26 protein-coding genes are annotated in these 23,645 nt (G+C 42.5%); 24 read left to right on the forward strand and 2 right to left on the reverse strand.

The window, feature by feature from the left end; genetic code table 11:
• Nucleotides 1–363: 363 nt before the first annotated feature.
• The 8 genes from KHM83_RS02035 (at nt 364) to KHM83_RS02070 (ending at nt 7,838) form a co-directional block, all read left to right on the forward strand.
• Nucleotides 364–1,164: a DeoR/GlpR family DNA-binding transcription regulator gene (locus tag KHM83_RS02035; protein ID WP_213235233.1), complete on the forward strand. Its 801-nt coding sequence runs from the start codon at nt 364–366 to the stop codon at nt 1,162–1,164.
• A complete protein-coding gene (gene pfkB, locus KHM83_RS02040) occupies nt 1,130–2,059 on the forward strand; it encodes a 1-phosphofructokinase (RefSeq protein ID WP_213235234.1) in 930 nt (309 codons plus the stop codon). The genes KHM83_RS02035 and pfkB overlap by 35 nt, the downstream gene beginning before the upstream one ends.
• 143 nt (nt 2,060–2,202) lie before the next feature.
• Nucleotides 2,203–2,649 (forward strand): PTS sugar transporter subunit IIA, encoded by a 447-nt coding sequence (locus tag KHM83_RS02045; protein ID WP_213235235.1) that lies wholly within the window; start codon nt 2,203–2,205, stop codon nt 2,647–2,649.
• Nucleotides 2,650–2,685: 36 nt separating this feature from the next.
• Nucleotides 2,686–4,056 carry a PTS fructose transporter subunit IIC gene (locus KHM83_RS02050; RefSeq protein WP_213235236.1) on the forward strand — a complete coding sequence of 457 codons (1,371 nt, stop codon included), beginning with the start codon at nt 2,686–2,688 and terminating at the stop codon, nt 4,054–4,056.
• Between the two features lie 85 nt (nt 4,057–4,141).
• Nucleotides 4,142–5,851, forward strand: a complete 1,710-nt coding sequence (gene ptsP / locus KHM83_RS02055) for a phosphoenolpyruvate--protein phosphotransferase (RefSeq protein ID WP_213235237.1) — start codon at nt 4,142–4,144, stop codon at nt 5,849–5,851.
• Between the two features lie 2 nt (nt 5,852–5,853).
• The gene (locus KHM83_RS02060) at nt 5,854–6,108 is read left to right on the forward strand and encodes an HPr family phosphocarrier protein (RefSeq protein WP_246542823.1); all 255 of its coding nucleotides are present in this window, start codon (nt 5,854–5,856) and stop codon (nt 6,106–6,108) included.
• Nucleotides 6,109–6,400: 292 nt separating this feature from the next.
• Complete coding sequence (locus tag KHM83_RS02065; RefSeq protein WP_213235238.1) at nt 6,401–6,838, forward strand: Hsp20/alpha crystallin family protein; 438 nt, start codon at nt 6,401–6,403, stop codon at nt 6,836–6,838.
• Nucleotides 6,839–7,013: 175 nt separating this feature from the next.
• Nucleotides 7,014–7,838, forward strand: a complete 825-nt coding sequence (locus KHM83_RS02070; RefSeq protein ID WP_213235239.1) for a nitroreductase family protein — start codon at nt 7,014–7,016, stop codon at nt 7,836–7,838.
• A gap of 155 nt (nt 7,839–7,993) precedes the next feature.
• Here the strand turns inward: KHM83_RS02070 and KHM83_RS02075 are convergent, their stop codons facing one another.
• Together KHM83_RS02075 and KHM83_RS02080 are read right to left on the reverse strand one after the other, a co-directional pair.
• Nucleotides 7,994–8,770, reverse strand: coding sequence for an ABC transporter permease (locus tag KHM83_RS02075; RefSeq protein WP_213235240.1), 777 nt, complete (start codon nt 8,768–8,770; stop codon nt 7,994–7,996).
• Nucleotides 8,771–8,773: 3 nt separating this feature from the next.
• Entirely contained in the window at nt 8,774–9,454 is a 681-nt protein-coding gene (locus KHM83_RS02080) for an ABC transporter ATP-binding protein (protein WP_213235241.1), read from the reverse strand.
• Nucleotides 9,455–9,596: 142 nt separating this feature from the next.
• Here KHM83_RS02080 and KHM83_RS02085 point away from each other — a divergent pair, with 142 nt between their 5' ends.
• The 16 genes from KHM83_RS02085 (at nt 9,597) to KHM83_RS02160 (ending at nt 23,311) form a co-directional block, all read left to right on the forward strand.
• Nucleotides 9,597–9,911, forward strand: coding sequence for a PadR family transcriptional regulator (locus tag KHM83_RS02085; RefSeq protein WP_213235242.1), 315 nt, complete (start codon nt 9,597–9,599; stop codon nt 9,909–9,911).
• 194 nt (nt 9,912–10,105) lie between these two features.
• Nucleotides 10,106–10,672 (forward strand): glycerol-3-phosphate responsive antiterminator, encoded by a 567-nt coding sequence (locus KHM83_RS02090; RefSeq protein WP_213235243.1) that lies wholly within the window; start codon nt 10,106–10,108, stop codon nt 10,670–10,672.
• Nucleotides 10,673–10,690: 18 nt separating this feature from the next.
• Nucleotides 10,691–11,041 (forward strand): Lin0368 family putative glycerol transporter subunit, encoded by a 351-nt coding sequence (locus tag KHM83_RS02095; RefSeq protein ID WP_213235244.1) that lies wholly within the window; start codon nt 10,691–10,693, stop codon nt 11,039–11,041.
• A gap of 11 nt (nt 11,042–11,052) precedes the next feature.
• The gene (locus KHM83_RS02100; RefSeq protein WP_213235245.1) at nt 11,053–11,382 is read left to right on the forward strand and encodes a Lin0368 family putative glycerol transporter subunit; all 330 of its coding nucleotides are present in this window, start codon (nt 11,053–11,055) and stop codon (nt 11,380–11,382) included.
• Nucleotides 11,383–11,401: 19 nt separating this feature from the next.
• Nucleotides 11,402–12,898: a glycerol kinase GlpK gene (gene glpK, locus KHM83_RS02105; protein ID WP_213235246.1), complete on the forward strand. Its 1,497-nt coding sequence runs from the start codon at nt 11,402–11,404 to the stop codon at nt 12,896–12,898.
• A 267-nt stretch (nt 12,899–13,165) separates the two neighbouring features.
• Complete coding sequence (locus tag KHM83_RS02110; protein ID WP_213235247.1) at nt 13,166–14,626, forward strand: NAD(P)/FAD-dependent oxidoreductase; 1,461 nt, start codon at nt 13,166–13,168, stop codon at nt 14,624–14,626.
• Nucleotides 14,613–15,887 carry an NAD(P)/FAD-dependent oxidoreductase gene (locus KHM83_RS02115; RefSeq protein ID WP_213235248.1) on the forward strand — a complete coding sequence of 425 codons (1,275 nt, stop codon included), beginning with the start codon at nt 14,613–14,615 and terminating at the stop codon, nt 15,885–15,887. The genes KHM83_RS02110 and KHM83_RS02115 overlap by 14 nt, the downstream gene beginning before the upstream one ends.
• Complete coding sequence (locus tag KHM83_RS02120; RefSeq protein WP_213235249.1) at nt 15,884–16,249, forward strand: DUF1667 domain-containing protein; 366 nt, start codon at nt 15,884–15,886, stop codon at nt 16,247–16,249. Before KHM83_RS02115 ends, KHM83_RS02120 begins: the two co-directional genes overlap by 4 nt.
• A 21-nt stretch (nt 16,250–16,270) precedes the next feature.
• Nucleotides 16,271–17,632, forward strand: a complete 1,362-nt coding sequence (locus tag KHM83_RS02125) for a sigma-54 interaction domain-containing protein (protein WP_213235250.1) — start codon at nt 16,271–16,273, stop codon at nt 17,630–17,632.
• Between the two features lie 303 nt (nt 17,633–17,935).
• Entirely contained in the window at nt 17,936–18,601 is a 666-nt protein-coding gene (locus tag KHM83_RS02130) for an MBL fold metallo-hydrolase (RefSeq protein WP_213235251.1), read from the forward strand.
• Between the two features lie 33 nt (nt 18,602–18,634).
• Nucleotides 18,635–19,774 carry a glycerate kinase gene (locus tag KHM83_RS02135; protein WP_213235252.1) on the forward strand — a complete coding sequence of 380 codons (1,140 nt, stop codon included), beginning with the start codon at nt 18,635–18,637 and terminating at the stop codon, nt 19,772–19,774.
• Between the two features lie 148 nt (nt 19,775–19,922).
• Entirely contained in the window at nt 19,923–20,363 is a 441-nt protein-coding gene (locus tag KHM83_RS02140; RefSeq protein WP_213235253.1) for an Lrp/AsnC family transcriptional regulator, read from the forward strand.
• 29 nt (nt 20,364–20,392) lie between these two features.
• The gene (locus KHM83_RS02145) at nt 20,393–20,977 is read left to right on the forward strand and encodes a LysE family translocator (protein ID WP_213235254.1); all 585 of its coding nucleotides are present in this window, start codon (nt 20,393–20,395) and stop codon (nt 20,975–20,977) included.
• 180 nt (nt 20,978–21,157) lie between these two features.
• A complete protein-coding gene (locus tag KHM83_RS02150; protein WP_213235255.1) occupies nt 21,158–21,568 on the forward strand; it encodes a hypothetical protein in 411 nt (136 codons plus the stop codon).
• A 212-nt stretch (nt 21,569–21,780) separates the two neighbouring features.
• Complete coding sequence (gene ybaK / locus KHM83_RS02155) at nt 21,781–22,281, forward strand: Cys-tRNA(Pro) deacylase (protein WP_213235256.1); 501 nt, start codon at nt 21,781–21,783, stop codon at nt 22,279–22,281.
• 52 nt (nt 22,282–22,333) lie between these two features.
• On the forward strand, nt 22,334–23,311 hold the full coding sequence (locus tag KHM83_RS02160; protein ID WP_213235257.1) for a GNAT family N-acetyltransferase: 978 nt from the start codon (nt 22,334–22,336) through the stop codon (nt 23,309–23,311).
• Nucleotides 23,312–23,645: the final 334 nt, after the last annotated feature.

The following is a 23,645-nucleotide window of genomic DNA, read 5'->3' on the forward strand; positions in this document are numbered from 1 at the left end:
ATAATTTTTAGGAACGGTTTTAAAATGATTATTTTGAATCGGCTATCCAATCAGTTCGTTTTTATGCAAACTGATTGAGTGCGGTTCATAATGCATTTGAGATCGTTCTTTTTTGTTAAAAGAAAGTATAAAAGAGATAAATATAGTAAAATGCGTTTAAAACGAAAATAAACGAGTATAATAAAAAATAAAAGAAAGCGAATCGTATTGACATTTGAATAAAACTAAATTATCATAATTTTAAAACGACAAAACGAAATAAATCGAAACGAATCAAAAAACAAATTAAAACAAGGCGAACTGAAACAGAGCATAACAATCGCAACGGTTGATACACAAAATGATAAATGTTTGGAGGCATTAATGTTTGCAGAAGAACGAAAACGGGAAATACTTAGATTGCTTCATATGAATGGCAAAGTAAGAAATCTGGAATTGGCACAAAAATTCGCTGTTTCAGAGCCGACAATTCGAAAAGATATCAGCGAATTGGAAGAACAGCATTTACTGATTAGGACGCATGGCGGTGCAATGGCCATTGATGAAGGCGAGTGGGAACCGACTTATATTGAAAAGTCAGATCGCTATCAAGAAGAAAAGCGTACGATTGGTTTTTTGGCGGCAATGATGATAAAAGATCATGATGTTGTGATTTTGGATGCGGGCACGACAACGGTTGAAATTGCAAAGCGCATTAAAGCGAAGCATTTTACGGTCATTACCAATTCTCTTGATGTCGCCAATGTGTTGGAGAATAATCCCGATTGTGAAATCATAATGACCGGCGGTATGATGCGATGGAAAACGCATGCGCTGGTGGGGCCACTGGCAGATAAAAATCTTCAAACACTAAGTGCAGATATCGCATTTATTGGTACCAATGGGATTTCTAAAGATGGCTTTTCAACGCCGAACTTGATTGAAGCTGAAACGAAGGCGACGATGATCAAACGGGCTCGCCGAAACTTTATCGTTTCAGACAATAACAAGTTTGGTCATGTAAGTTTGGCGTACTTTGCCGATTTAACGGAAGTAGACGGAATCATTACCGATCAGTCCCCTAATAAAGAATTTTTTGAATTATTTGAAAAATCAGGGGTAGATTTAATCATGAAAGCAGGTGATTCAATTGATATTAACGGTAACACTGAACCCGGCAATTGACAGAACGATTATTATCGACAACTTTCGTGTTGATCAAGTTAATCGTGTTCAGCGCATTCGCCGTGATATTGGCGGCAAAGGATTAAATGTTACAAAGACCATTAATGCCATGGGCGGATCTTCTAAGGCGCTCCTCGTGCTCGGCGGTGAAAACGGCAAGTTTATCAAAGAAAGGGCTAACGCTGACGGGTTAAATATTGCAGTATTCGAAATAGAGGGTAATACACGTGAGAATATAAAGCTAGTTGATCCGGTCGATCATACATTTACAGATGTTAATGAACCGGGGCCTGCATTAAATAGGGAAACATGCCAATTGTTGGCGAAGACGATTACACAAGCCGTTAAACAACGCGATTGGCTGGTGATTTCCGGATCATCACCCAAAGGGATTGATACAGCATTTTATGAAACGATCTTCTCACATGCTGAAGCCATTGGTGTAAAGATTATTGCTGATGTCAGCGGAAAACAACTGGAAACACTGCTTCAATATAAGCCGTGGCTCATCAAGCCCAATATTCATGAACTCGGTGAATTGTTTGATGTCGAAATAGAAGATTCAGTATCTGCCATAGCATATGCAAGGCAAATTATCAAAAGAGGTATCTCAACGGTTGTCGTCAGTATGGGGGAAAAAGGTTTGCTTTGGGTTGATGCCGAGCGGGCCATTGTAGCAAATGCAGTGAAGGTTCCGGTTAAGTCAACGGTTGGTGCAGGTGATGCCATTGTAGCAGGACTTACACTCGGACTTAGCCGTGGTGAAGCACCGGAGACGATTATTCGCGAAGCCATAGCGGCAGCAACCTGTGTTATTACTACAGAGGGCAGTATGACAGGTGATTTGGCAAAGATGCCTGATTATCAAAAGCGTGTGATTGTTCAAAAATTATAGCGTGTTTAAGCAAGCGCGAGCGTTTGGGATAAGTTGTACTCAGATCTCGACGACAGTCTTCATTGAATGATTTAACCATCATATCATTTAACGTGTAGGATAGGTGAGAATGCTTGTATTCACATAATAGGGAGGAGCAAAGGATGATAACGGATTTATTGACAAAAGAACTTTTTATTGAATCGCTTGAAGCAACTGAAAAGGCAGATGCGATTGAAGCGATGATTGATTGTTTGGAAGCGAGCGGAAAGCTCAATAATCGAAGTAAGTATGCGGAAGCTGTATTTCATAGAGAGGCTGAATTCAGTACGGGTATTGGCATGGGCGTTGCTATCCCGCATGGCAAGAGCGATGGCGTTAAAACACCGTCGCTGGTATTCGCCAGAAGCCAAAAAGGCGTTGAATTTGAATCGATGGATGATGCGCCGGCTTATCTGCTTTTTCTGGTAGCCGTTCCTGAAGCAGGAGGCGATGAACATCTTAGAATTCTTGGGATGCTCTCGCGAAAATTGATGCATCAAGCGGTTAGAGATGCGTTGATGCAAGCCAAAAGCTATGAAGACGTGATTCGCATCTTAGAGGAATCATAAATTTAATTGAGGTTGTTTTGAAAAGGAGGCATTGCTATGAAAATTGTAGCTGTAACTGCATGTCCAACCGGGATCGCCCATACTTATATGGCGGCCGAAGCACTCCAAATCGCAGCAAATGAAATGGACATCAACATGAAGGTTGAAACAAGAGGGTCAGTTGGTGCAGAAAACGAATTGACTGAAGCGGATATTGAAACAGCGGATGCGGTGATTATTGCAGCGGATACAAATGTGCCGCTCGAACGGTTTGCCGGTAAAAAACTCGTGAAAGTATCTGTTAAAGATGCCATTAAAAATGCTAAGGGTCTAATTGATGAAACGAAGACGGCATCTGTTTACGGCAGTGACTTGCTTGAACAAGTCGCATCTGCGAAACAGGACAAGAAATCCAAACAGCCAGCTTTTTATAAGCATTTAATGACGGGGGTATCTTTTATGATCCCATTTGTCGTCGCAGGCGGTATTTTGATTGCATTGTCGTTCGTATTTGGCATTCAAGCATTCCAGGAGGAGGGAACAGTTGCAGCAGCGCTTATGACTATTGGCGGCGGATCAGCTTTCGCACTGATGGTGCCAATCTTAGCTGGTTATATTGCATACTCCATTGCCGATAGACCAGGTTTGGTTCCCGGCATGGTTGGAGGGATGTTGGCAGCATCTATCGGCGCAGGTTTTCTAGGCGGCCTTCTCGCAGGCTTCTTTGCAGGCTATACCGTTGAAGCCTTGAAAAAAGTGATTAAATTGCCGAAGACACTTCAGGGGCTAATGCCAGTTCTTATTTTACCAGTACTGAGTACGTTAATTGTCGGTCTCGGCATGATTTATATTATCGGCGGACCGGTCAGTGCAATCAATACAGCGTTAAACAACTGGTTGTCTGGCATGAGTGGTACCAATGGTTTTATACTGGGGATTATCTTGGGAGCAATGATGGCATTTGATATGGGCGGGCCTATTAACAAGGCTGCCTATGCCTTTGGTGCCGGCACCCTGGTAGCGGGTCAACCTTCGATGGTCATGGCAGCTGTCATGGCAGCCGGAATGGTGCCACCACTTGGTATTGCCCTTGCAACCACACTTGCAAAGAAAAAATTTACAGTTGAAGAATATGAAGCCGGTAAAGCTGCCTATGCACTTGGTGCTTCCTTTATTACAGAGGGCGCCATTCCGTTTGCAGCGGCAGATCCAGCACGTGTTATTCCAGCCATTGTCATTGGTTCTTCTTTGGCAGGCGGGTTGTCAATGCTCTTTAACTGCGGCTTAGCAGTACCGCATGGCGGGTTATTTGTTTTCTTTATACCAAATGCCGTCACCAATTTGTTAATGTACGTGGTATCAATTGTTGCTGGATCAGTAGTAACCGCTGCCATTTTGGTAGCCATAAAACCCAATAAGCGAGACTAGATAGACATGCACTTTGCTGCAAGGCGATTTTGGTGACAGGCCGAAATCGCCTTCATCAAAGATTAGTAGAATGTGAGGTTAAATCATGAATGGAATTGCGGCATCCGACGGAATCGGCATTGGAAAGGCACGAATTGTCAACAAGCCAATCATAGAAGTGACAAAGCAGAATAAGGTACAAACTGATGTAGAACGGCAAAAATTGACGGACGCTGTAGCGATGACAGAAAAACAGCTTAAAAATTTAGAAGACGTAGCTAAACGGCAGATTGGTGAAGATGAAGCGAAGGTTTTTGAGGCGCATCAAATGATTCTTCAGGATCCCGAGTGGATGAGCAGTATTGAACAAATTCTCAAAGAAGAGAAGTGTGATGCGGCCTATGCGACTGATAAGGCGACGCGTGCCTTTATTCAAATTTTTGAAGGGATTGACGATGCCTACATAAAAGAGCGCGTTGCAGATCTGCGAGATGTTTCGCATCGTTTGCTCAGTAACATGCTCGGCATCGATCTTGTGGACTATTCACTTATTCAAGAAGACACTATTCTCGTTGGCCGTGATTTTGAACCCTCAGATACCGTTGGCTTTACAAATCCATTTATTAAAGGGTTTATCACTGAAATTGGCAGTGCCAGTTCACATTCTGCCATTATCGCTAAAACGATGGGACTTCCAGCTGTCATTGGTGTTCCCGAAGCAACAAAAAAAATTGAAGAGGGCATTCAACTGATTATTGATGGCGGTACAGGCGAGGTTTTTGAATCTCCTAGTACAGATATGATGCAAAAGCTAACGACAAAACTTGAACAGCAAAAAGAAGAAGCGGAAGCGCTTAAGAAACTGATTACAGCTGAAAGTATGACGATAGATGGCATTGCCGTTGAGATTTCCGGCAATATCGCTAATCCGAAAGATGCTGTTCACGTTATGGAAAACGGTGGTGATGGTGTTGGACTCTTTAGAAGTGAGTTTCTCTTTATGGATCGTGAAACGGCACCAACGGAAAATGAGCAGTTTGAAGCGTATAAACGCGCGGCTGAGATTTTAAAAGGCAAGCCCCTAATCGTTCGGACATTGGATGCAGGCGGTGATAAGCATGTACCTTACTTAAATATCGCTTCAGAAATGAATCCATTTTTAGGCTATCGGGCGATTCGCATATGTCTCGACCGCGATGATTTGTTTCAGACGCAGCTCAGGGCAATATTGCGGGCAAGTCATTACGGCTTTGTCAAAATTATGTTTCCAATGATTGCAACATATGATGAGCTTCGGTCGGCAAAAGAAGCTGTTCAAAAGGCGAAAGAGACATTAAAAAAATTGAATCAGCCTTATGACGAGGCAATTCAAGTGGGAATTATGGTAGAAGTGCCTTCGGCAGCTGCGATTGCCGATATTTTAGCGACAGAAGCTGATTTTATGAGCATTGGTACCAATGATTTGACACAGTATGTTATGGCAGCTGATCGTATGAATGAATTGCTGGGCAATTTGAACAATACTTTCCATCCTGCTGTTTTGAGGATGATTTATCAGACCATTAAAGCGTGTAAGAATGCAGGTAAAATGGTTGGCATGTGCGGTGAAGCAGCTGGTGATAAATTATTAATTCCGCTTTTACTGGGTATGGGACTTGAAGAATTCAGCATGTCGCCAACAAAAATTCTAAAATCAAGAGAGATTATTCGTCGTTTGGATACAAGAGCGCTTGGTACATTGGTGGATACCGTGATGGCACTTAAAACAGCTGACGAAATAAAAGCATATCTCGAAACATTTTCAAGGAGGTTATGATCATGAAACAAGAAATCGTTATCGCAGCAGAGGCAGGCTTTCACGCAAGACCAGCTTCTATTTTTGCCAAAAAAGCAATGGGTTATCAGTGTGATATTAATATCTCTTGTGAAGGAAAAGAGATAAACGGCAAATCCATCATGAGTATTTTAACGCTTGGTGCCGCAAAGGGGTCTGTTGTAACACTTACTTGCGAAGGTGCAGATGAAGCAGAAGCGATGGCTGAATTGGCTGCTTTTATTGAAACCATGGATTAATGATGCCGTTACAATGGCGATGTATAAATAGGAAGATCAAAGAGAATGTATCAAGTGAACCAAGTTAATGGACACGAATTTTAATACAAAAAGCTGTCAGATCATCAAGTGAATGACAGCTTTTTTATCGTTACAAACGGTTTACATAATCGTTACAAAAAAATATGTAAAAACCCCTTGAAATTTTTAGAAGGAGGGTGTATAACATAATTAAGAGTTAGCACTCAACGAGATAGAGTGCTAACAATTCAAATATATTACCAATTATAAAAATTGAAAGGAGTTGTTTAACATGACAGGTTTAGTACCATTTAACAGAAGAAGAGGCGATGTTTTTAGTAATGATTTTTACAATGTTTTAGACGACTTTTTCTCAGATAGCTGGCCAGCACGCAGAAGTCTCGCAGCAGATACGTTTAAAGTTGATGTTAAAGATGAAGCTGATCACTACGAAATCGTCGCAGAAGTGCCAGGCGTTCGTAAAGATGAAATTAATGTTACATTAGATGAAAATCGGCTGATGATTAACATTGATCGCGATGAAACAGTAGAAGAAAAAGAAAATAATTACCTTCACAGAGAAATAAGAAAATGCGCCATGAAGCGCAGTGTCTATTTAGGTGATGTCGATTCTGAAAACATCAGTGCGAAATTAGAAGATGGCATGCTGAAACTTTATGTGCCAAAACAGCAAAAAATCGAAAGCAAACGACAAATCGAAATTCAATAATCTGCACATTTGTGTGTGATTGGCAACCTAATATAAGGGAGGTTGTTTCGAAGCGATTTAGAAAAGCGATGCAATTTATTTTAACCTTTGGAAATAGCCAATTGAGTTGGCGTTCCAAAGGTTTTTTTATGTTATAATGAGCATGAGTATAACAATATAAAGAGGGAGATTAACCATGTTTATCGTTAACCAAGAAAAATGTACAGGGTGTGGAAAATGTATAGCGGATTGTTTTCCAAGAGATATCAAGATGAATGAGAATGGCAAGGCTGTTATCCGAAATCGTACTTGTATTGCCTGTGGGCATTGCGTTGCGATTTGCCCCGTAAACGCGGTGACTTGTGATCATTTAGACATGTCGGAAGTTGTTGAATACAATGCTGATGACTTTGATATTGCGCCGAAAAAGTTGATGAATTTTATTCATTTCAGACGTACGATACGCAATTTTAAGAATCAGCCATTGACACAAGAACAGATTTTGAAAATTATTGATGCAGGCAGATTTACACAAACCGGCGGCAACTTGCAAGATGTTTCATTTATTGTTGTACAAAAAGAACTCGATGCTTTAAAAAGTCTTATCTTTGAAAGTTTAAATGACGCGGCAAAGTTTTTTATTAAAGAAGTCGAAGAAGGCAAACGCGAATCGTCCGGCTATGCAAAGCTGTGGTTAAAAATGTATGAGGCATATCAGCTGGATCCGGTTGCCAATGACCGACTTTTCTTCAATGCGCCCGCCATTATTGTCGTCGTTGCTGATTCGCAGGTAAACGGCGCATTGGCATCTTCGAATATGGAACTAATGATAAACGCAATGGGTCTCGGAACCATGTTTAGCGGTTTCTTTATCCGAGCATCTGCGATGAATCCGAAAATTGCTGATTTTTTAGGTGTGCCAGATCGTACGAAAATTGTGACATGCATGGTTGTTGGGCAGCCAAATGTCACCTATAAGCGAACGGTGCCGAGGAATAAACCGGATGTTGTTTGGATGTAGTGCTTTTAACTGGTATTAAAAGTACAATAAAGATTTTTGCATAAACAGGATTTTTATTGATTTCACAGCGTATTGATCATCGAAAAACGGTATCCATCATCAGTGTGTTGGATACCGTTTTGTATAAACTAAAAAAATTGACTGTATTTGAATACTTAGGGAAGCCGAATCTGCTGTCGATGATTATAAAGAGATTGATAACCAAAAGTGAGTGATAAAAAGACAGAAAGGCAAACCGCTGTACAGATGGCAACCATAATGGCGATTTGATACATGATTGCTGTAAGCGGAAGTGTCCCCGAAAGAATTTGACCGGTCATCATCCCCGGAAGTGAGATGATCCCCATGCTCAACATGCTGTTGAGCGTCGGTAATAATGCTGTCTCAAGCGCTTGATTAACATAGGGCAATAGTATTTTCCGCGGTTCGACACCAAGATTCAGCAGGGTGTCTATTTTATTGCGATCTGAGGCGAGGTTCGTCATAAAAGTTTTTATGCCAAGTGAAACGCCAGTCATTGCATTGCCAATAATCATGCCGCCTATGGGAATGGTATATTGCGGATTGAAAACGCTGATTCCAATGACACCGCCGATAAAGTAGAGAATGACAAGTAAACCGCTCAGGGCAATGGAAATCATAATGCCGATTTTGAAGGCGCGATTGAGCCCCGGCTGTTTTGACAGAACACGGTGAAAAGCAAAGGCGATCATCGAAAAGATATAGAGAAGCGTCCAGAGCGGGTGTGGATTATCAAAGATGTAAGTGAGAACAAGCCCTGCGAGAATAAGCTGTATCGTCATGCGAATACTGGCGATGACCAGCAGCTTTGACTGTTCTATTTCGGCACGTTTCATGACAGCTAGAACGACGAGCAAAAGCAGGTAAATGCTGCTGAACTGAATGAGGTTTAACTGAATAATATCATTCATGGATTATGCCTCCTTTTGGGTCAAAGCCGTATTGACGACAGATCGCTGAGTCTGTTCTTTTATAGCATCAAGGTCGATGACAGCATCTGCATATGTTTCGATCAGCCGCTGGTCATGACTGACGACAATAAGCGTCCTGTTTGTATCAGTCATCAGTAGTTTTAGGTTTTCAAAGAGTTTCCGGCTCGTCGTTTCGTCAAGTGCCGAAGTTGGTTCGTCAAGCATCAAGACGTCTGATTGAAATGAGAGAAAAATTGCGATATAAATGCGTTGCCGTTCACCGCCGGAAAGTGTTTGACAGTGTGTATCCAGTGGAAACGGTGCTAAACAGAGCGTGAGATACTTTTGTATGGTGTCATCATCGGGTATTGCCAAATTTCGATAACGGTAGTAATGGGCGAAATTTTCGCGAATGGTGCTGTCGAATAAGTAGACGGTTTGACCACATAGCAGCAATTGTTGCCGCAGCAAAACTGCGTCAATAGAATCGATGGATTCATCATTTAAACAAATGGTGCCGGATGCAGGTGATGTCGTCGCATTCAACAGTTTCAGCAGTGTTGTTTTGCCGGTACCGCTTGGTCCTTTAATAAAAGTAAGCTTTTCAGCCTGAATTTGAAGATCCGGATACCGAATCATATGGTTAAAATTAAGAGATTCTGTTTTTATTAAAATACGTGGCATAAATGCCTCCTTAGCAGGGTATATCATTCATGGTTGATCGGTTGAAATAGAGATGCCGCCATGTTACAATATCATTACGGTAAACGATATCGAAATACGATATCGTTATTAATAATCATATTATAGCAGTAGGAGGCAATTGATGCAAGAAAGGATCTTGAGAAAGCTTTTTCTCGGTTTTATAGAAGTTCATATTTTATACCATGCGGAAAAAGCGCCTGTTTATGGCGCTTGGCTAATTGACGAACTCGCTTCACATGGCTATGCGCTTAGCCCTGGAACACTTTATCCTATTTTAAAGCAAATGCTGTCTATGGAACTTTTAACGCAGGAAATGGTAACCGTTTCAGGAAAACAACGGAAGTACTACTACATAACACCGACTGGCAGGACGGCGCTAGATGAGGCAAAAAAGCGCGTTGATTTGATGCATGAAGAATTAAATGGTGATCATTAACAGCCTTAAATATGATTTAGCAAGTATAAAACGACGCAAGCGTTGGTAAAAAATATCAAAACGATGCGAAAAAAACGCGAGCAACTTGGGAAAATTTTACCTTTCTAACTTGCAGATGTACGTCAAACAGTACAATATGCGCAATTCTATGTTTGGCATGACATTTGCAACGTATATTAGTTGTGGAGGTGCAAATGGGAAACCAATTATTATCTGGTCTTCATATTAATCCTATCATTGCAGCTATCCATCATGAAGATGCACTGGATGAAGCGCTTAATTCACAAGTGGAAATTGTTTTTCTTCTGACGAGCAATATTCTGTCACTTGAAGAAACGGTGAGTCGTGTGAAGGCGACCGGTAAAAAAGTATTTGTTCACGCAGACCTTGTGGAGGGATTGTCGAGGGATTTAATGGGGCTGAAATTCATATGTGACGTCACGAAGCCCGACGGGATCATTACGACAAAAACGCATTTGATTAAGGCGTGCAAAAAAATGAATGTCATGGCCATTCAACGTATTTTTTTACTGGATTCTCACAATTTTGAATCAGGTGTGAAGTCCGTGTACGACTGTTCTCCCGATGCAGTGGAAATATTGCCAGGAATCATGCCGACGATGACCAGTCAGTTTGTCAGCTTAACGAAGAAGCCGATTATAACTGGCGGCCTCATCACGACAAAGGATGACATTATCCAGAGTCTGAAGGCAGGTGCGAGCGGTATTTCAACGAGCAAAAGGGAAATATGGAACGACTAAGAGAAGGGGTGGAATGAAGTGAAACATTTATTTACGATCATTGGAACTGCGATTGCAGGTATGTTCGTCATGAGCGTTTGGGGCGCATTCTCAGGTGCTTACGGCATTGGCGGCGGCTGGTTTGCCGGCTTTTTAATTATCGGCTCAATGTGGTATATGAATCACTATCTCGGTGTACATAACAATGACGGCGCTTGGGTAGACATGGCACTCGGTATTGGTACGGCGGGTTTAATGCGCGGCGTGTTTGAAAATGGGATCAGCGTTGGCGTGGATGCGCTTCCAACTTTATTATTTGTTGCTATCGGTGGGATTCTTGGTGGGGTCACAGCCGTTGCTTTTCAACGCTATAAAGCGAAAGCAGAATAGGAGGCGGAATCATGACAATGGCAAATATCATTACGACAATCGCTGGTGGTTTTATTTTTCCATTTTTAGTCAGACTTTTATGGGATAAGTTTGTTGAAGATTTTGGACCGATTGGTGGCTGGATGGCTGCATCATTTATCGTCGGTCTTGCATGGACCATTAATCACGGCGTCGGTTTGATCGTTCAAACAGGCGCATGGGTAGATATGGCATTTGCAGCGGGTATTGGCTTGTTCGTTGCCTCTGCTGTTTCTGGTGATCACGTTGGCAAAGGCCTTACCAATGCACTCTTTGCAATTATCGGTGGTACACTCGGCGGTTTCATTTTATCTTGTTTATAATATTTAAGGAGGCATATCCATGGATAAAAAGTACATCTTAGCATTAGATCAAGGGACGACGAGCTCGCGCGCAATTCTCTTCAATAAAGCGGGACAAATTGTCAAGGTCGCTCAAAAAGAGTTCACACAAATCTATCCAAAGGCAGGCTGGGTTGAGCATGATGCGATGGAAATCTGGGGCTCACAGTCAGGTGTTGCCAGAGAAGTTCTGGAAACAGCAGGCGTTAGCCCGGATGAAGTTGCGGCAATTGGGATTACCAATCAACGTGAAACGACGGTGGTTTGGGATAAGGCAACAGGCAAACCCGTCTATAATGCAATTGTCTGGCAATGCCGTAGAACAGCTGCAATTTGTGATGATTTGAAAGCAAAGGGCCTTGAAGCATATATCCGTGATGCGACCGGACTTGTTGTTGATGCCTATTTCTCAGGGACAAAAGTAAAGTGGATATTGGATAATGTAGAAGGTGCCAGAGAAAAAGCTGAAAAAGGCGAACTCTTATTTGGCAATATTGATACATGGCTCGTTTGGAACCTCACTCGTGGTGCAGTACATGTGACTGATTACTCGAATGCATCTAGAACGATGCTTTACAATATCGGCGATCTTAAATGGGATGATAAGATTTTGGCAGAGCTCGGTATTCCAAAATCAATGCTGCCGGAAGTGAAACCTTCATCTGAAGTATACGGTCATACAGATGCCAAAACATTTGGCGGCGCGAATATTCCAATTGCAGGAATTGCAGGGGATCAGCAAGCAGCTCTCTTTGGACAGGCGTGTTTTGAAGACGGTATGGTTAAAAACACTTATGGCACAGGCTGCTTTATCCTGATGCAAACAGGTGAAAAACGCGTTCAATCTAAGAATGGCCTCTTGACGACCATCGCTTGGGGTGTTGACGGCAAAGTAGAGTACGCACTTGAAGGTTCGGTCTTTATGGGTGGCGCAACGATTCAATGGCTTAGAGATGAGCTCAAGCTCATTAATGACTCTGCTGATAGTGAATACTTTGCGACAAAAGTTGACGATACAAATGGCGTTTACTTAGTACCTGCTTTTGCAGGTCTTGGCGCACCGCACTGGGATATGTATGCACGTGGTACGATGGTTGGTTTAACACGCGGTGCGAACAGAAATCATGTGATCCGCGCAGCGCTCGAGTCAATTGCATACCAGTCAAAAGATGTCATTAGTGCGATGGAAGATGATTCCGGCATTAAACTTGCAGCACTGAAAGTTGATGGCGGTGCAACTGCGAATAACTTCTTGATGCAGTTCCAGTCTGATATTTTAGGTGTCGAAGTACATCGTCCAAAAGTTACGGAGACGACAGCGCTTGGTGCGGCTTATTTGGCAGGTTTGGCAGTTGGCTTCTGGCAATCTAAAAATGAAATTGTCAAGAACTGGGCGGTCGATCAAGTTTTTGAACCGGCAATGGCTGACGCAGACAGTGCAAAAATCTATAAAGATTGGGTCAGAGCAGTTGAACGTGCGAAAGCCTGGGAAAAATAGTTATCCGGCTATACAGGACAGTTTGACTGTGATATACTGGAAATAACAATTGGATATTGAAAGGTAAGAGTGATGAGAACCGCTAATAAGTGGCCCACGGGAGTGGGCTTGCTTAGTAGCGGTTTTTTTTATGAAGAGATCATAGAAGAGATCATATAGATTTAAACCTGTCCTTGGTAGCCATGAACCAAGGTGCAGTTTGATATAGACGCTGTTGGGATCGTCTCGGCGGCGGGATGGATCAAATGGAAATCTAGGGGGATATCTATGTACGATATTGCAATTATTGGTGCGGGCGTTATTGGCAGCGCCGTGGCAAGAGAACTCTCACGCTATGCATTAAAGATCGTCATACTTGAGCGTGGCAACGATGTCGCCGTCGGTACGACGAAGGCAAACAGTGCGATTGTTCATGCAGGCTATGATGCACCTGCGACTTCATTAAAAGGCAAAATGAACGTGAAGGGGAATGCCATGTACGATGAAGTCTGCCAAGCACTGGATGTACCTTTTAAACGCGTGGGATCACTGGTCGTGGCGCAGCATGATGAGGAACTTGAAACACTGGAATCGCTGCTGGAAAACGGTAAATTGCTTGGTGTTCCCGGACTCGAAATTTTGTCAGGCGATGCCGTTGCTGCGCGAGAGCCGAATCTTAATCAGTCTATAAAAGCAGCACTGTATGCGCCAACAGCAGGTATTGTCGAACCGTGGGAACTTGCAATTGCCTATTGTGAGAACGCAATGGACAATGGTGTATCGTTAAAGCTGAATTTTGAAGTTAAGGGAATTGATCGGAAGGCAGGATGCTTCGAAATTCATTCAAAAGATGAAACGGTGACTGCTAGCACCGTTATCAATGCGGCTGGTGTCTATGCAGATGCCGTTTACAATATGGTTGCTGATTCACACTTTACAATAAAACCAAGACGCGGACAGTACTATTTACTTGACAAAGAAGCGAATGGCCTTGTCAATCACGTTATTTTCCCATGTCCGAGTAAACTCGGCAAAGGGATACTCGTCGCACCTACTATTGACGGCAATGTGCTCATTGGCCCTGATTCGCAGGACTTAACGCCATTTGATAAGGAAGCGACCAATACCACCGGGGATCGGCTGCAATATATCAGGGAGACAGCGGCCGCTATATGTGAAGTTGTGCCTTATAAACTGAATATAACAACCTTTGCGGGTCTTCGTGCAGAACCGTCAACCGGCGATTTTATTATTGAAGAATCAATGGAAGTCAAAAATTTCATTAATGTAGCCGGCATAAAATCGCCTGGGTTGTCATCAGCGCCCGCCATTGCAGAGCGCGTTGCCAGTATTTACCTTGACATTAATCCGAATACAGCTGAAAATCCGGCCTTTAATCCAATCAGGCGACCGAGGGTCAAGTTTGCGGATATGACGATTGAGGCAAAACAGGAGATGATTGAAAAAGATCCGCGATATGGCAGGATTATTTGTCGGTGTGAGATGATTTCAGAAGGTGAGATCATTGATGCGATACACCGCAATGCCGGAGGCAGAACACTCAACGGCATTAAGCGGCGTGTGAGACCGGGAGCCGGTAGATGTCAAGGCGGTTTTTGCGGCCCACGCGTAATGGAAATTCTGACGCGGGAACTTTCACTCAAGATGACAGATATCAAACAAGAAGGTTTGGATTCTTATATCTTGACGGGCAAGACAAAACGGGGGGATGAAGATGACGCAATATGATATTGTTGTAATTGGAGGCGGTCCGGCGGGGTTGGCTGCGGCAGTTGAAGCGCGGGAGCAAGGGGCTAAGTCGATTTTGGTCATTGAGCGCGATCGCGAGCTTGGCGGTATTTTGCAACAGTGTATTCATAACGGTTTTGGTCTTCGCGTGTTTAATGAGGAATTGACAGGACCGGAATACGCAGAGCGGTTTATCGATGAACTTGAAGCAATGGCCATTGAATACCTTTTGGATACGATGGTTCTTGAGATTACACAAGATCGGCAAATCATCATTAGCAATTCGGAAAAAGGCATTCAAATAATCAATGCGAAGTCGATTGTGCTTGCCATGGGCTGTAGAGAGCGCACGAGAGGTGCCTTAGCTATCCCAGGATATCGCCCTGCAGGTGTTTTTAACGCAGGGACAGCCCAGCGCTATATCAACGTCGAAGGTTATATGGTTGGCAAGCGCGTCGTCATTTTAGGATCAGGCGATATTGGGCTCATTATGGCGAGAAGAATGACACTTGAAGGTGCGCAAGTGTTGGCGGTTGCAGAAATTATGCCGTTTTCAGGCGGTTTAACGCGTAATATCGTTCAGTGTCTTGACGATTATAATATCCCACTGATGCTCAGTCATACAATAACGGCAATTAAGGGAAAGGATCGTGTTGAAGGGGTTGTTATTCAGAAGGTAGATCAGAAAATGCAGCCAATTCCCGGCACAGAAATTGAATACAAATGCGATACCATCCTCTTGTCGGTAGGTCTCATTCCGGAAAATGAACTCTCCAGAAAAGCTGGCATAGCAATTGATCCTGTGACAAACGGCCCTGTTGTCAATTCGAATATGGAAACGACAATACCGGGGATCTTTGCCTGTGGCAATGTGGTTCACGTTCATGATCTCGTCGACTTTGTAACAGAAGAAAGTCGCCATGCCGGCAATGCGGCAGCAAAATATGTTATGGATGAATCGCGTTCTAATCATAAGGGAACTGTTATACGAACGAAAGCGGAAGAAGGCGTTGGGTACATTGTTCCACAGCAAATTGATATGGATAGTATTGATGGCAAAGTGGCACTTTTTATGCGTGTACGCAATGTCTATCACAATGCGTCGCTCTCAGTAAAATTAGGAGGTGTGGAAATCAAACGCGTTAAACATCGCCATTTGGCGCCGGGCGAAATGGTACGCGTTGACATTGATAAGCAGCTGATTAAAGAGACACAGGCTGAAATGACGGTATCAGTTGTATTAGAGGAGGGAAGGGTATGACCAAGGAAATGGTATGTATTGTCTGTCCAATGGGCTGTCGCTTAACGGTGACGTCAGCAGATGATACAGGAACATTAAATGTGATTGGCAATCAATGCAAGCGCGGTGAAGCATATGCCATTGAAGAAATGACGAATCCAACTCGAATGCTGCCGACGACGATGATCATACGTGGCAGCTTGCTAAAACGTTTGCCTGTGCGAACCGAAAAGCCAATACCAAAAGAACTCATTTTTGAAGCGATGAAAAAAATTGATGACGTCGTTGTAGAAGCGCCGATTAAACGTGGCGATGTCGTCATCAGCAATTTATTGGGAACGGGTGTTAATGTTATTGCGTCGAGAAGTATGAAGCATATTTAGGAAATCACTAGGGGGTGCAATGTGAATATTTCTAAATTACCGATTCAAGAAAAGCGATCTCAGGACTTTATCATTGAAAATGCACATGCGATTTTCGATGGCATACCAAAAGGCGTCATCGTTGTCGACGTCAGTGGACGGGTATGGTATGCAAACAAGAAATATTGTGAATTATTTGGCGAATTACAAAGTCATATGATCAAAGATAAGCTTTTTAATCATCGTCATGATGATCTGCTCCTCAAGTCTTTAAAGACTGGACGGTCAATGGAAGGCTATGTGAACACCCAACATGCCGTTTACCGTGTTGAGACAAGCCCTATTGTCAACAATCAAGCATTGGAGGGGATTATTGCATTTTATCAAGCCGTTGATAAAACACCTGTTAAAATGATGTCAATGCAGTCAGATTCTCTTTCGAATCCGTTTCCAAAAATTATCGGTCAAAATAATCGACTTATTAAAGAGCTCAATGTCGCATATCGTGTTTCGAAAGCAGATGTCAATGTTTTGATAAGGGGTGAGAGCGGTACGGGAAAAGAGCTCGTGGCCCGTTCGATACATGAGTACAGTGAACGTGAAGCCGATCGTTGGGTAGCGATTAACTGTGCGGCAATCCCTGAGAATTTGATAGAATCCGAATTGTTTGGGCACGAAGCGGGTGCTTTTACAGGGGCAATTAAACGGAAGATCGGTAAAATAGAAGTAGCTCAGGGCGGAACCCTGTTTTTAGATGAAATTGGCGATTTGCCGCTGCAATTGCAAGTGAAGCTTTTGCGCGTACTGCAAGAGCGTGAGTACTGCCGTGTCGGCGGCAATGAAATGCTTCAAATGGATACGAGAATCATTGCTGCAACACATCGGAACCTTGAAGAAATGATTGAAAATGGCCAGTTTCGTGAAGACCTATATTATCGGCTAAACATTGTAGAAATTCATATGTTGCCGCTTAGGGAACGGCAAGAAGACATTCCGATTCTCATCGATTATTTTGCAAAGCAGATTGCAGAAAAATATCAATTAAAGGACTTTCAAGTTGATGCAGAGGTGATTGACCTCCTCTCGCAACACTCATGGAAAGGAAATATTCGAGAGCTGAAAAATATTCTCGAACGGTCGATTATACTTAGTGACGGAATGAAATTGAAATCAGAGAATTTGCCGACAACTGTGACGCAGTATTATCAATCCATTCCCGTAAAAAAACAGTCGCAGCTTATCAACTTAACACCACAGGGCGAACTGGCGCCGCTGGAAGCCTATGAAAAAGAAATTTATTGTATGGCGATTGAGAAATACGGCAGTTACAATTCTGCTGGAAAAATACTCGGTGTAACCCATAAAACAGTTGCGGCAAAGCACCGAAAATTCTGTGATGTATAACGGATGCACTTATTTATAAAAAGCGCGCATTTACATTTTCTAATTGCGCAGAAGTTGTATGAGACGACTAAAAGAAGGGGGAAGAAGATGACCAATCGGTCATCTTCTTTGTCTGTGATAAAGAAAGGGCGCATGCTATAATAAGGAAATAGCAATGATTTAACAAAGTCATAAAATGATACATACTTCAAAACGTTAAGATAGGTTAATGACAAGCAATAAAAGGGAGAAACTTATTCGTAAATGGTGCACATTGCATTAAAGAATGGGTATATAAACTTTAATGATGAGAGAGGAGAGCGTATGAGAGTAGTACATCTTAGGCATAGCGGCGTTATGGTGACACATGAAGAATATCAACTCTTCTTTGATGTCATTTCTGATATTAGTGCATACATTGATTTTAGCAAGAAGATTTTTATTTTTGTTTCACATAGTCATTCAGATCATTTTGTTAAATCATTCATTCAGTTTAAAACGGGAAAAGTACATTACGTTTTTTCTGAGGATGTGCCGACAGACGGTTTTAAAAATGTCTTAATAATGAAACCCGGCGACCAGCTTAAGATTGCCGGACTGTCCATCAATGCTTATGCGTCAAGTGATCTGGGCAATGCCTACGCGGTTTCGCTAGCGGCGTTAAATGTCTTTTTTGCTGGCGATTTAAACTGGTGGCACTGGGAAAATGCTGGAACTGAGGCCAATCGTGCAGAAGAAAAGCTTTTTAAGGACATTGTCGACACCATTGAAGTGAAATCATTTGATTTGGCATTTATCCCTGTAGACCCGAGACTGGGAGATGCCTATTGTTGGACGGGTAATTACTTCTTAGAACGTTTTGAAGTACGCCATTTTATCCCAATTCACTTCGGGACTAATTTTGCGATCACAGAAGCCTTTCAGAAAAAGCATCACACTCGAAGCAATATTCATTGTATTCATCATCTAAATGAAACGATTATTTTTTGATGAACATACAAGGATTAAAGACAGGAGCGCGGCATGAAACAAATTGTTGTTGCATCAGATTCATATAAGGGTAGCCTTTCGACGATTCAAGTGGCAAATGCTATTGCCCGCGGCATTAGGCGCGTCTATCCCGATGCATTGATTAAATCGTTTCCGGTTGCTGATGGCGGCGAGGGAACACTGGACTCGATTTTGTCAGCAGGAGGTGGTGAGCGTATAACCGTTCCGGTACATGATCCGCTTGGCAGAATTGTGCAGGCGGATTACGGGATTTTGAAAGCAGGTACTGCCATGATTGAAATGGCAACAGCTTCTGGTTTAACGAGATTATCACAAGATGAGCGAAATCCAATGATCGCGACGACCTATGGCACAGGTGAATTAATGATGGATGCTTTAAGTAGAGGCTGTCGGGAATTCTATATCGGCATTGGCGGCAGTGCGACAAATGATGGCGGTGCAGGTATGGCGCAGGCACTGGGTGTAAGATGTCTTGATGTGAACGGAAACGAGCTTCCACAGGGCGGTGCTGCGCTTAAAAGACTGCATCGAATAGATTTAAGCGGTATTGATCCACGTATTGCAGAAAGCCGGTTTACAGTATTGTCGGATGTAGATAATCCGCTCTGTGGTACGCGGGGAGCATCGGTTGTCTATGGGCCGCAAAAAGGTGCAACGAAAGCAATGACATTTGAGCTTGATCGTGCATTGCATCAGTTTGGCAAAATCATTACGCGTGATTTGGGGATAGATGTTGCAGAAAAAGCAGGTGCAGGTGCTGCAGGCGGACTTGGCGCGGGATTAATGGCATTCTGTGGTGCAGCGCTAATGCAGGGTGTTTCGGCAGTATTGTCCCTTTTAGACATTGAGCAGGCCATGAAGTCGTGTCATTTGGTGATAACTGGAGAAGGCCAGATGGATTACCAAACTGCCTTTGGAAAAGCGCCTGTCGGTATTGCTAAAGTGGCAAAACAGTTTCAGCGCCCAGTTGTCGCAATCGTTGGCGGCTTAGGGGAAGGTTATAAAAAGGTTTTTGAATGCGGTATTGATGCCGTTTTTAGCATCGTCGACAAACCAATGACACTGGATGAAGCGATGTTAAACAGTGCAGACTTAGTTGCAGATTGTGCTGAAAATGTAATGCGGCTGTATCAGTTGTCTGAAATATTTTAGGTATGATGGTTATCAAGTCAGAAACATCGAAAATATTTTAAATTTCAAACAGTAAAAACTTAAAGTTGTTTTGTATTCATGGCGATATCTTTACAAATTTAAATCGATTATATACAATAGGTTAAAGAATAAAATTGGGGGAATAGTAATGGATGCAATTGATCATGATATTTTGGAAGTGATGAAGATGAATGGGCGTGCGACGGCATCTGAAATAAGCAGGAAGGTGAATCTTTCTGTGCCGGCTGTGTCTGAGCGCATTCGAAAATTAGAAGATGGCAATATTATTGAGCAGTATACCATTAAAGTGAATCGAGAAAAAATGGGCTATAAGCTCATGTCAATTATTTTTGTCAACATTGATCAGACGGAGAATATCGAAAACTTTAGAAGTGCCGTTTTACAAATGGAAGAGGTACTGGAATGCCACCATCTCGCCGGTGAGTATGATTTTATGCTGAAAGTGCTATTAAAGGATACGGGGGAGCTAGAGCATTTTCTTAGCAATCGCATAAAACTCATCAAAGGGGTGAAAAAATCCAATACATTGATTGTATTGACAACGTTGAAGGAATCAATCAACCGATAGCGATGTTGATAAGCGGTTTTAAATTTGGCATGCTGTTGCAAATTGCGATTGGCCCCGTTAGCATTTTTATTTTTAACCTTGCGATGACGAAAGGGGTGTGGCATGCTCTTTCAGGGGTTTCAGGCGTTGTTTTAGGCGATGCATTTTTTATAGTTCTTGCAATTATCGGAATTGGAGCACTCATTGATCGATCGCCAAAAGTGAAAGGATGGATGGCTTATCTCGGTGGTATCATTCTCGTTCTGTTTGGCCTAAAAATGAGTATTGATGCGGTTCAGTTGAAAGAAGCTGTGGGACTGACGGATCACGCGTTTGCAAAGGCGCTCTTTTTAACGGTTTCCAGTCCGTTGACCATTGTTTTTTGGGGAGGCGTTTTTTCATCTAAGATAGTGGAAGCACATTTGAAGCGATATCAGCTTTACTTATTTGGGTTTGGTGCAGTCCTTTCGACAGCGCTTTGTCAGTCGGCAATCGCTGTCTGTGGGACTGTTTTTAAGCAATTCTTGCCACCGATAATTCAGATGCGGCTAAATGTAGTCGTAGGTGTTGTCCTGATTGTGTTTGGTGTACGAAGTATTGTCAAACAATACAGACTTGCTTGCGATCAGTCGTGATTGAAGTGATAAGAGGATAGGATAAGATAGGACCCTTATATTGTAAGAATGAATGATCGCAGTTTAGTTGTTTAAAACATACAAGATTAGTAGTGTTTCGTTAAAATTTGATTGTCTGTATGGTTTTATGAAATCAAAAAAGGTATGATGGTGTCGAATGAAAATGAGAGGTGGCTTATTATGAAACGCTTTTTAACGGGGCTCCATTTTTTTATCGGTATCGGTGCCATTGCAGGCGGCAGTGCTGCTGTAATCAATCCTATTAACCCAATGGGAATGCCTGTATCTGCTTTGGCACATTCGCCGTTTACATCCTTTTTAATTCCCGGACTTTTCTTGGTGGTGGGGATCGGTATCGTTAATTTATTGGCCGGTGCAGTATTTCTTATCTTGCCGGACAAGTGGTGCTATAGCAGCGGTGTTTCAGGTGTTATCCTGATGGCTTGGATTGTCATTCAGTGCATAATGCTGCAAAATGTGAATATTCTGCATGTTATTTTTGGCGGATTCGGTATTTTGATTACACTGTTGGCATTGCGTGAAGCTGTAAAAATGCGTATATTTCCGATAAATTTATTATTTGAGAAATGACATCGTTACCTTAAACTCGAAATTAAATAGTGATGTTTCTAAAAAAGCTCGTGTTAACATGCCTATTGGTATGCTAATACGAGTTTTTTTAGAATAGTGAGACATTTGGCTTGCGTCATCGGTACGAAGACGTAAAGCATATTGACTTCAAATTCGTTTTGAAGTATTTACGAATACCAAATAAAGTTGTACGATGATAACGAGGTGACAGAATGGGAAAAGCATCAAAAACAGTAAAAACCAACGCCTTGCGCATCGTTGCTGCCGAAGGTATAAAACATGAAGTGTTGACGTATCCAACGGATGATGGCGCACTTGACGGCGTATCGGTTGCAGCGAAAATTGATATGCCGATGGAAAATGTCTATAAAACATTGGTGACACGCGGCAATGGCAATCAAATCTATGTCTTTGTCATACCGGTTGCAGAAACGCTGGATTTAAAATCGGCGGCGCAGGTCGTTGGCGCTAAACGTGTTGAAATGGTGCATGTCAGTGAAATTACACCATTGACTGGTTACGTAAAAGGAGGATGTTCTCCCATCGGGATGAAAAAGCATTATCCAACCTATATAGATGCATCTTGTCTGCATCTTGAAAAAATTGTTGTCAGTGCCGGCAAAATAGGCATACAGTTGGTTATTGAACCAGAAGCGCTGATAAGACTTGTCAGTGCGAATACAACAGCACTGACGCAGCGGCCTTTATATTAAGAAATAACAGTATAGCATAAATGGATGCAGCAAAAGGGGAGCGTAGAGGGGTATGATGAAAATAGAGATTTATAAGGGATTAAACGAAGCCTTGTATGATTTGATTGATAATTTGGCAACTTTTTGTGCTGCGAGAGATCACGTTACATTAAAACTTGAGCTGGGCGGCAAGCAGAATCCAGATTTGACACCGGTTGTGTTGCCATTAAAGAATGCGGTTGAGACATGGAAAACCGTTGCGAACCGCGGAAGTTATTCGGAATTTCTATGTTATGAGGGAGCGCAGCTTGTAGGGTATATAGGTATCTGCAACTTTGGGAATTCACCACTTGAAGTCAACGGCATGGTGCATCCAGAATTTCGACGCAGAAAAATTTTTTCGACACTGTTTCAACTGGTTGTCTTATCGTGGCATCAGCTTGAAAATAGGGGGCTTCTCTTGCTCACAGACCGTTTGTCTATTGGAGGTCAGTCCTTTGTACAAATGCATAACGGCGCTTACTCTCATACGGAGTTTGAGATGATTTTAAATCGATTTGAGGCAGATGATCTCCTGCAGGGCACGATTATGTTGAGAAAGGCCACCGATCGAGACGCAGCAGAAATTGCTTATCAAAATTCATTGTATTTTTGTTGTGATTTTGATGAAACACAGATGACGATGCCTGAAGCAGAAGAAGCAAAAGGGATACGAACTTATTTAGCAGAATATCAACACAAAGTCATTGGCAAAGTCAGCATTGAGGTAGATCGTAATGTCGGCGGTATTTACGGACTGGGCGTTTTGCCAACCTATAGAGGGCGAAGTTTCAGCCGTATAATACTCCAGAAGGCGATAAAAATGCTGAAAGATGAACATGTTTCGCAAATAAAACTTCAAGTTGAGGCAAGTAATGAAAGGGCATTGGGACTCTATCAGTCCGTAGGGTTTGAAACGGTAGCATCTATGGATTACTATTTGTTTAGCCAGCCTCGAAAAACCGAGATTGCAATTGATAAAACGCTGGCAGCAAATACAGAGGAAGCATAGCGTGTTGATTGACATGTTCTGTTTTGCAGGATGTATTGAACAGATGAGATAGAAGAGCGTCTCATCAAATCCTTCAGATTTTTGGTACAACATGATACCAAATGTCGGGATAGAGTTTAAGATAATGATCGTCGTGGCAATAGAATAGAAATGATAAAATGAAAGAAAGAGCTATCTTCAACAATGCGAAGATAGCTCTTTTTAGTGGTGTGCCCGGTATGGGCGTAATCTAACGGGTGAGAGTCCCTAACACACCCTGGTAGTGGGAAGTGTATAGCTTAAGGCAAGGGTGTCCTTGGCGACGAGGAATCTGAAGAAAGCCGGCGGCAAATCT

The organism is Fusibacter paucivorans, from assembly GCF_018390735.1.
Lineage (GTDB): Bacteria > Bacillota > Clostridia > Peptostreptococcales > Acidaminobacteraceae > Fusibacter > Fusibacter paucivorans.

Excerpts from the sequence above, each read along its gene's own strand:
- ptsP (WP_213235237.1), top strand. The coding sequence starts at position 4,142 with ATGAATGGAATTGCGGCATCCGACGGAATCGGCATTGGAAAGGCACGA.
- KHM83_RS02050 (WP_213235236.1), top strand. The coding sequence starts at position 2,686 with ATGAAAATTGTAGCTGTAACTGCATGTCCAACCGGGATCGCCCATACT.
- KHM83_RS02080 (WP_213235241.1), bottom strand. The coding sequence starts at position 9,454 with ATGCCACGTATTTTAATAAAAACAGAATCTCTTAATTTTAACCATATG.
- KHM83_RS02085 (WP_213235242.1), top strand. The coding sequence starts at position 9,597 with ATGCAAGAAAGGATCTTGAGAAAGCTTTTTCTCGGTTTTATAGAAGTT.
- KHM83_RS02115 (WP_213235248.1), top strand. The coding sequence starts at position 14,613 with ATGACGCAATATGATATTGTTGTAATTGGAGGCGGTCCGGCGGGGTTG.
- KHM83_RS02065 (WP_213235238.1), top strand. The coding sequence starts at position 6,401 with ATGACAGGTTTAGTACCATTTAACAGAAGAAGAGGCGATGTTTTTAGT.
- KHM83_RS02150 (WP_213235255.1), top strand. The coding sequence starts at position 21,158 with ATGAAACGCTTTTTAACGGGGCTCCATTTTTTTATCGGTATCGGTGCC.
- KHM83_RS02075 (WP_213235240.1), bottom strand. The coding sequence starts at position 8,770 with ATGAATGATATTATTCAGTTAAACCTCATTCAGTTCAGCAGCATTTAC.
- KHM83_RS02070 (WP_213235239.1), top strand. The coding sequence starts at position 7,014 with ATGTTTATCGTTAACCAAGAAAAATGTACAGGGTGTGGAAAATGTATA.
- KHM83_RS02100 (WP_213235245.1), top strand. The coding sequence starts at position 11,053 with ATGACAATGGCAAATATCATTACGACAATCGCTGGTGGTTTTATTTTT.
- KHM83_RS02130 (WP_213235251.1), top strand. The coding sequence starts at position 17,936 with ATGAGAGTAGTACATCTTAGGCATAGCGGCGTTATGGTGACACATGAA.
- ybaK (WP_213235256.1), top strand. The coding sequence starts at position 21,781 with ATGGGAAAAGCATCAAAAACAGTAAAAACCAACGCCTTGCGCATCGTT.
- KHM83_RS02135 (WP_213235252.1), top strand. The coding sequence starts at position 18,635 with ATGAAACAAATTGTTGTTGCATCAGATTCATATAAGGGTAGCCTTTCG.
- KHM83_RS02035 (WP_213235233.1), top strand. The coding sequence starts at position 364 with ATGTTTGCAGAAGAACGAAAACGGGAAATACTTAGATTGCTTCATATG.
- KHM83_RS02110 (WP_213235247.1), top strand. The coding sequence starts at position 13,166 with ATGTACGATATTGCAATTATTGGTGCGGGCGTTATTGGCAGCGCCGTG.
- KHM83_RS02140 (WP_213235253.1), top strand. The coding sequence starts at position 19,923 with ATGGATGCAATTGATCATGATATTTTGGAAGTGATGAAGATGAATGGG.
- glpK (WP_213235246.1), top strand. The coding sequence starts at position 11,402 with ATGGATAAAAAGTACATCTTAGCATTAGATCAAGGGACGACGAGCTCG.
- KHM83_RS02090 (WP_213235243.1), top strand. The coding sequence starts at position 10,106 with ATGGGAAACCAATTATTATCTGGTCTTCATATTAATCCTATCATTGCA.
- KHM83_RS02045 (WP_213235235.1), top strand. The coding sequence starts at position 2,203 with ATGATAACGGATTTATTGACAAAAGAACTTTTTATTGAATCGCTTGAA.
- KHM83_RS02120 (WP_213235249.1), top strand. The coding sequence starts at position 15,884 with ATGACCAAGGAAATGGTATGTATTGTCTGTCCAATGGGCTGTCGCTTA.
- KHM83_RS02145 (WP_213235254.1), top strand. The coding sequence starts at position 20,393 with ATGCTGTTGCAAATTGCGATTGGCCCCGTTAGCATTTTTATTTTTAAC.
- KHM83_RS02060 (WP_246542823.1), top strand. The coding sequence starts at position 5,854 with ATGAAACAAGAAATCGTTATCGCAGCAGAGGCAGGCTTTCACGCAAGA.
- KHM83_RS02160 (WP_213235257.1), top strand. The coding sequence starts at position 22,334 with ATGATGAAAATAGAGATTTATAAGGGATTAAACGAAGCCTTGTATGAT.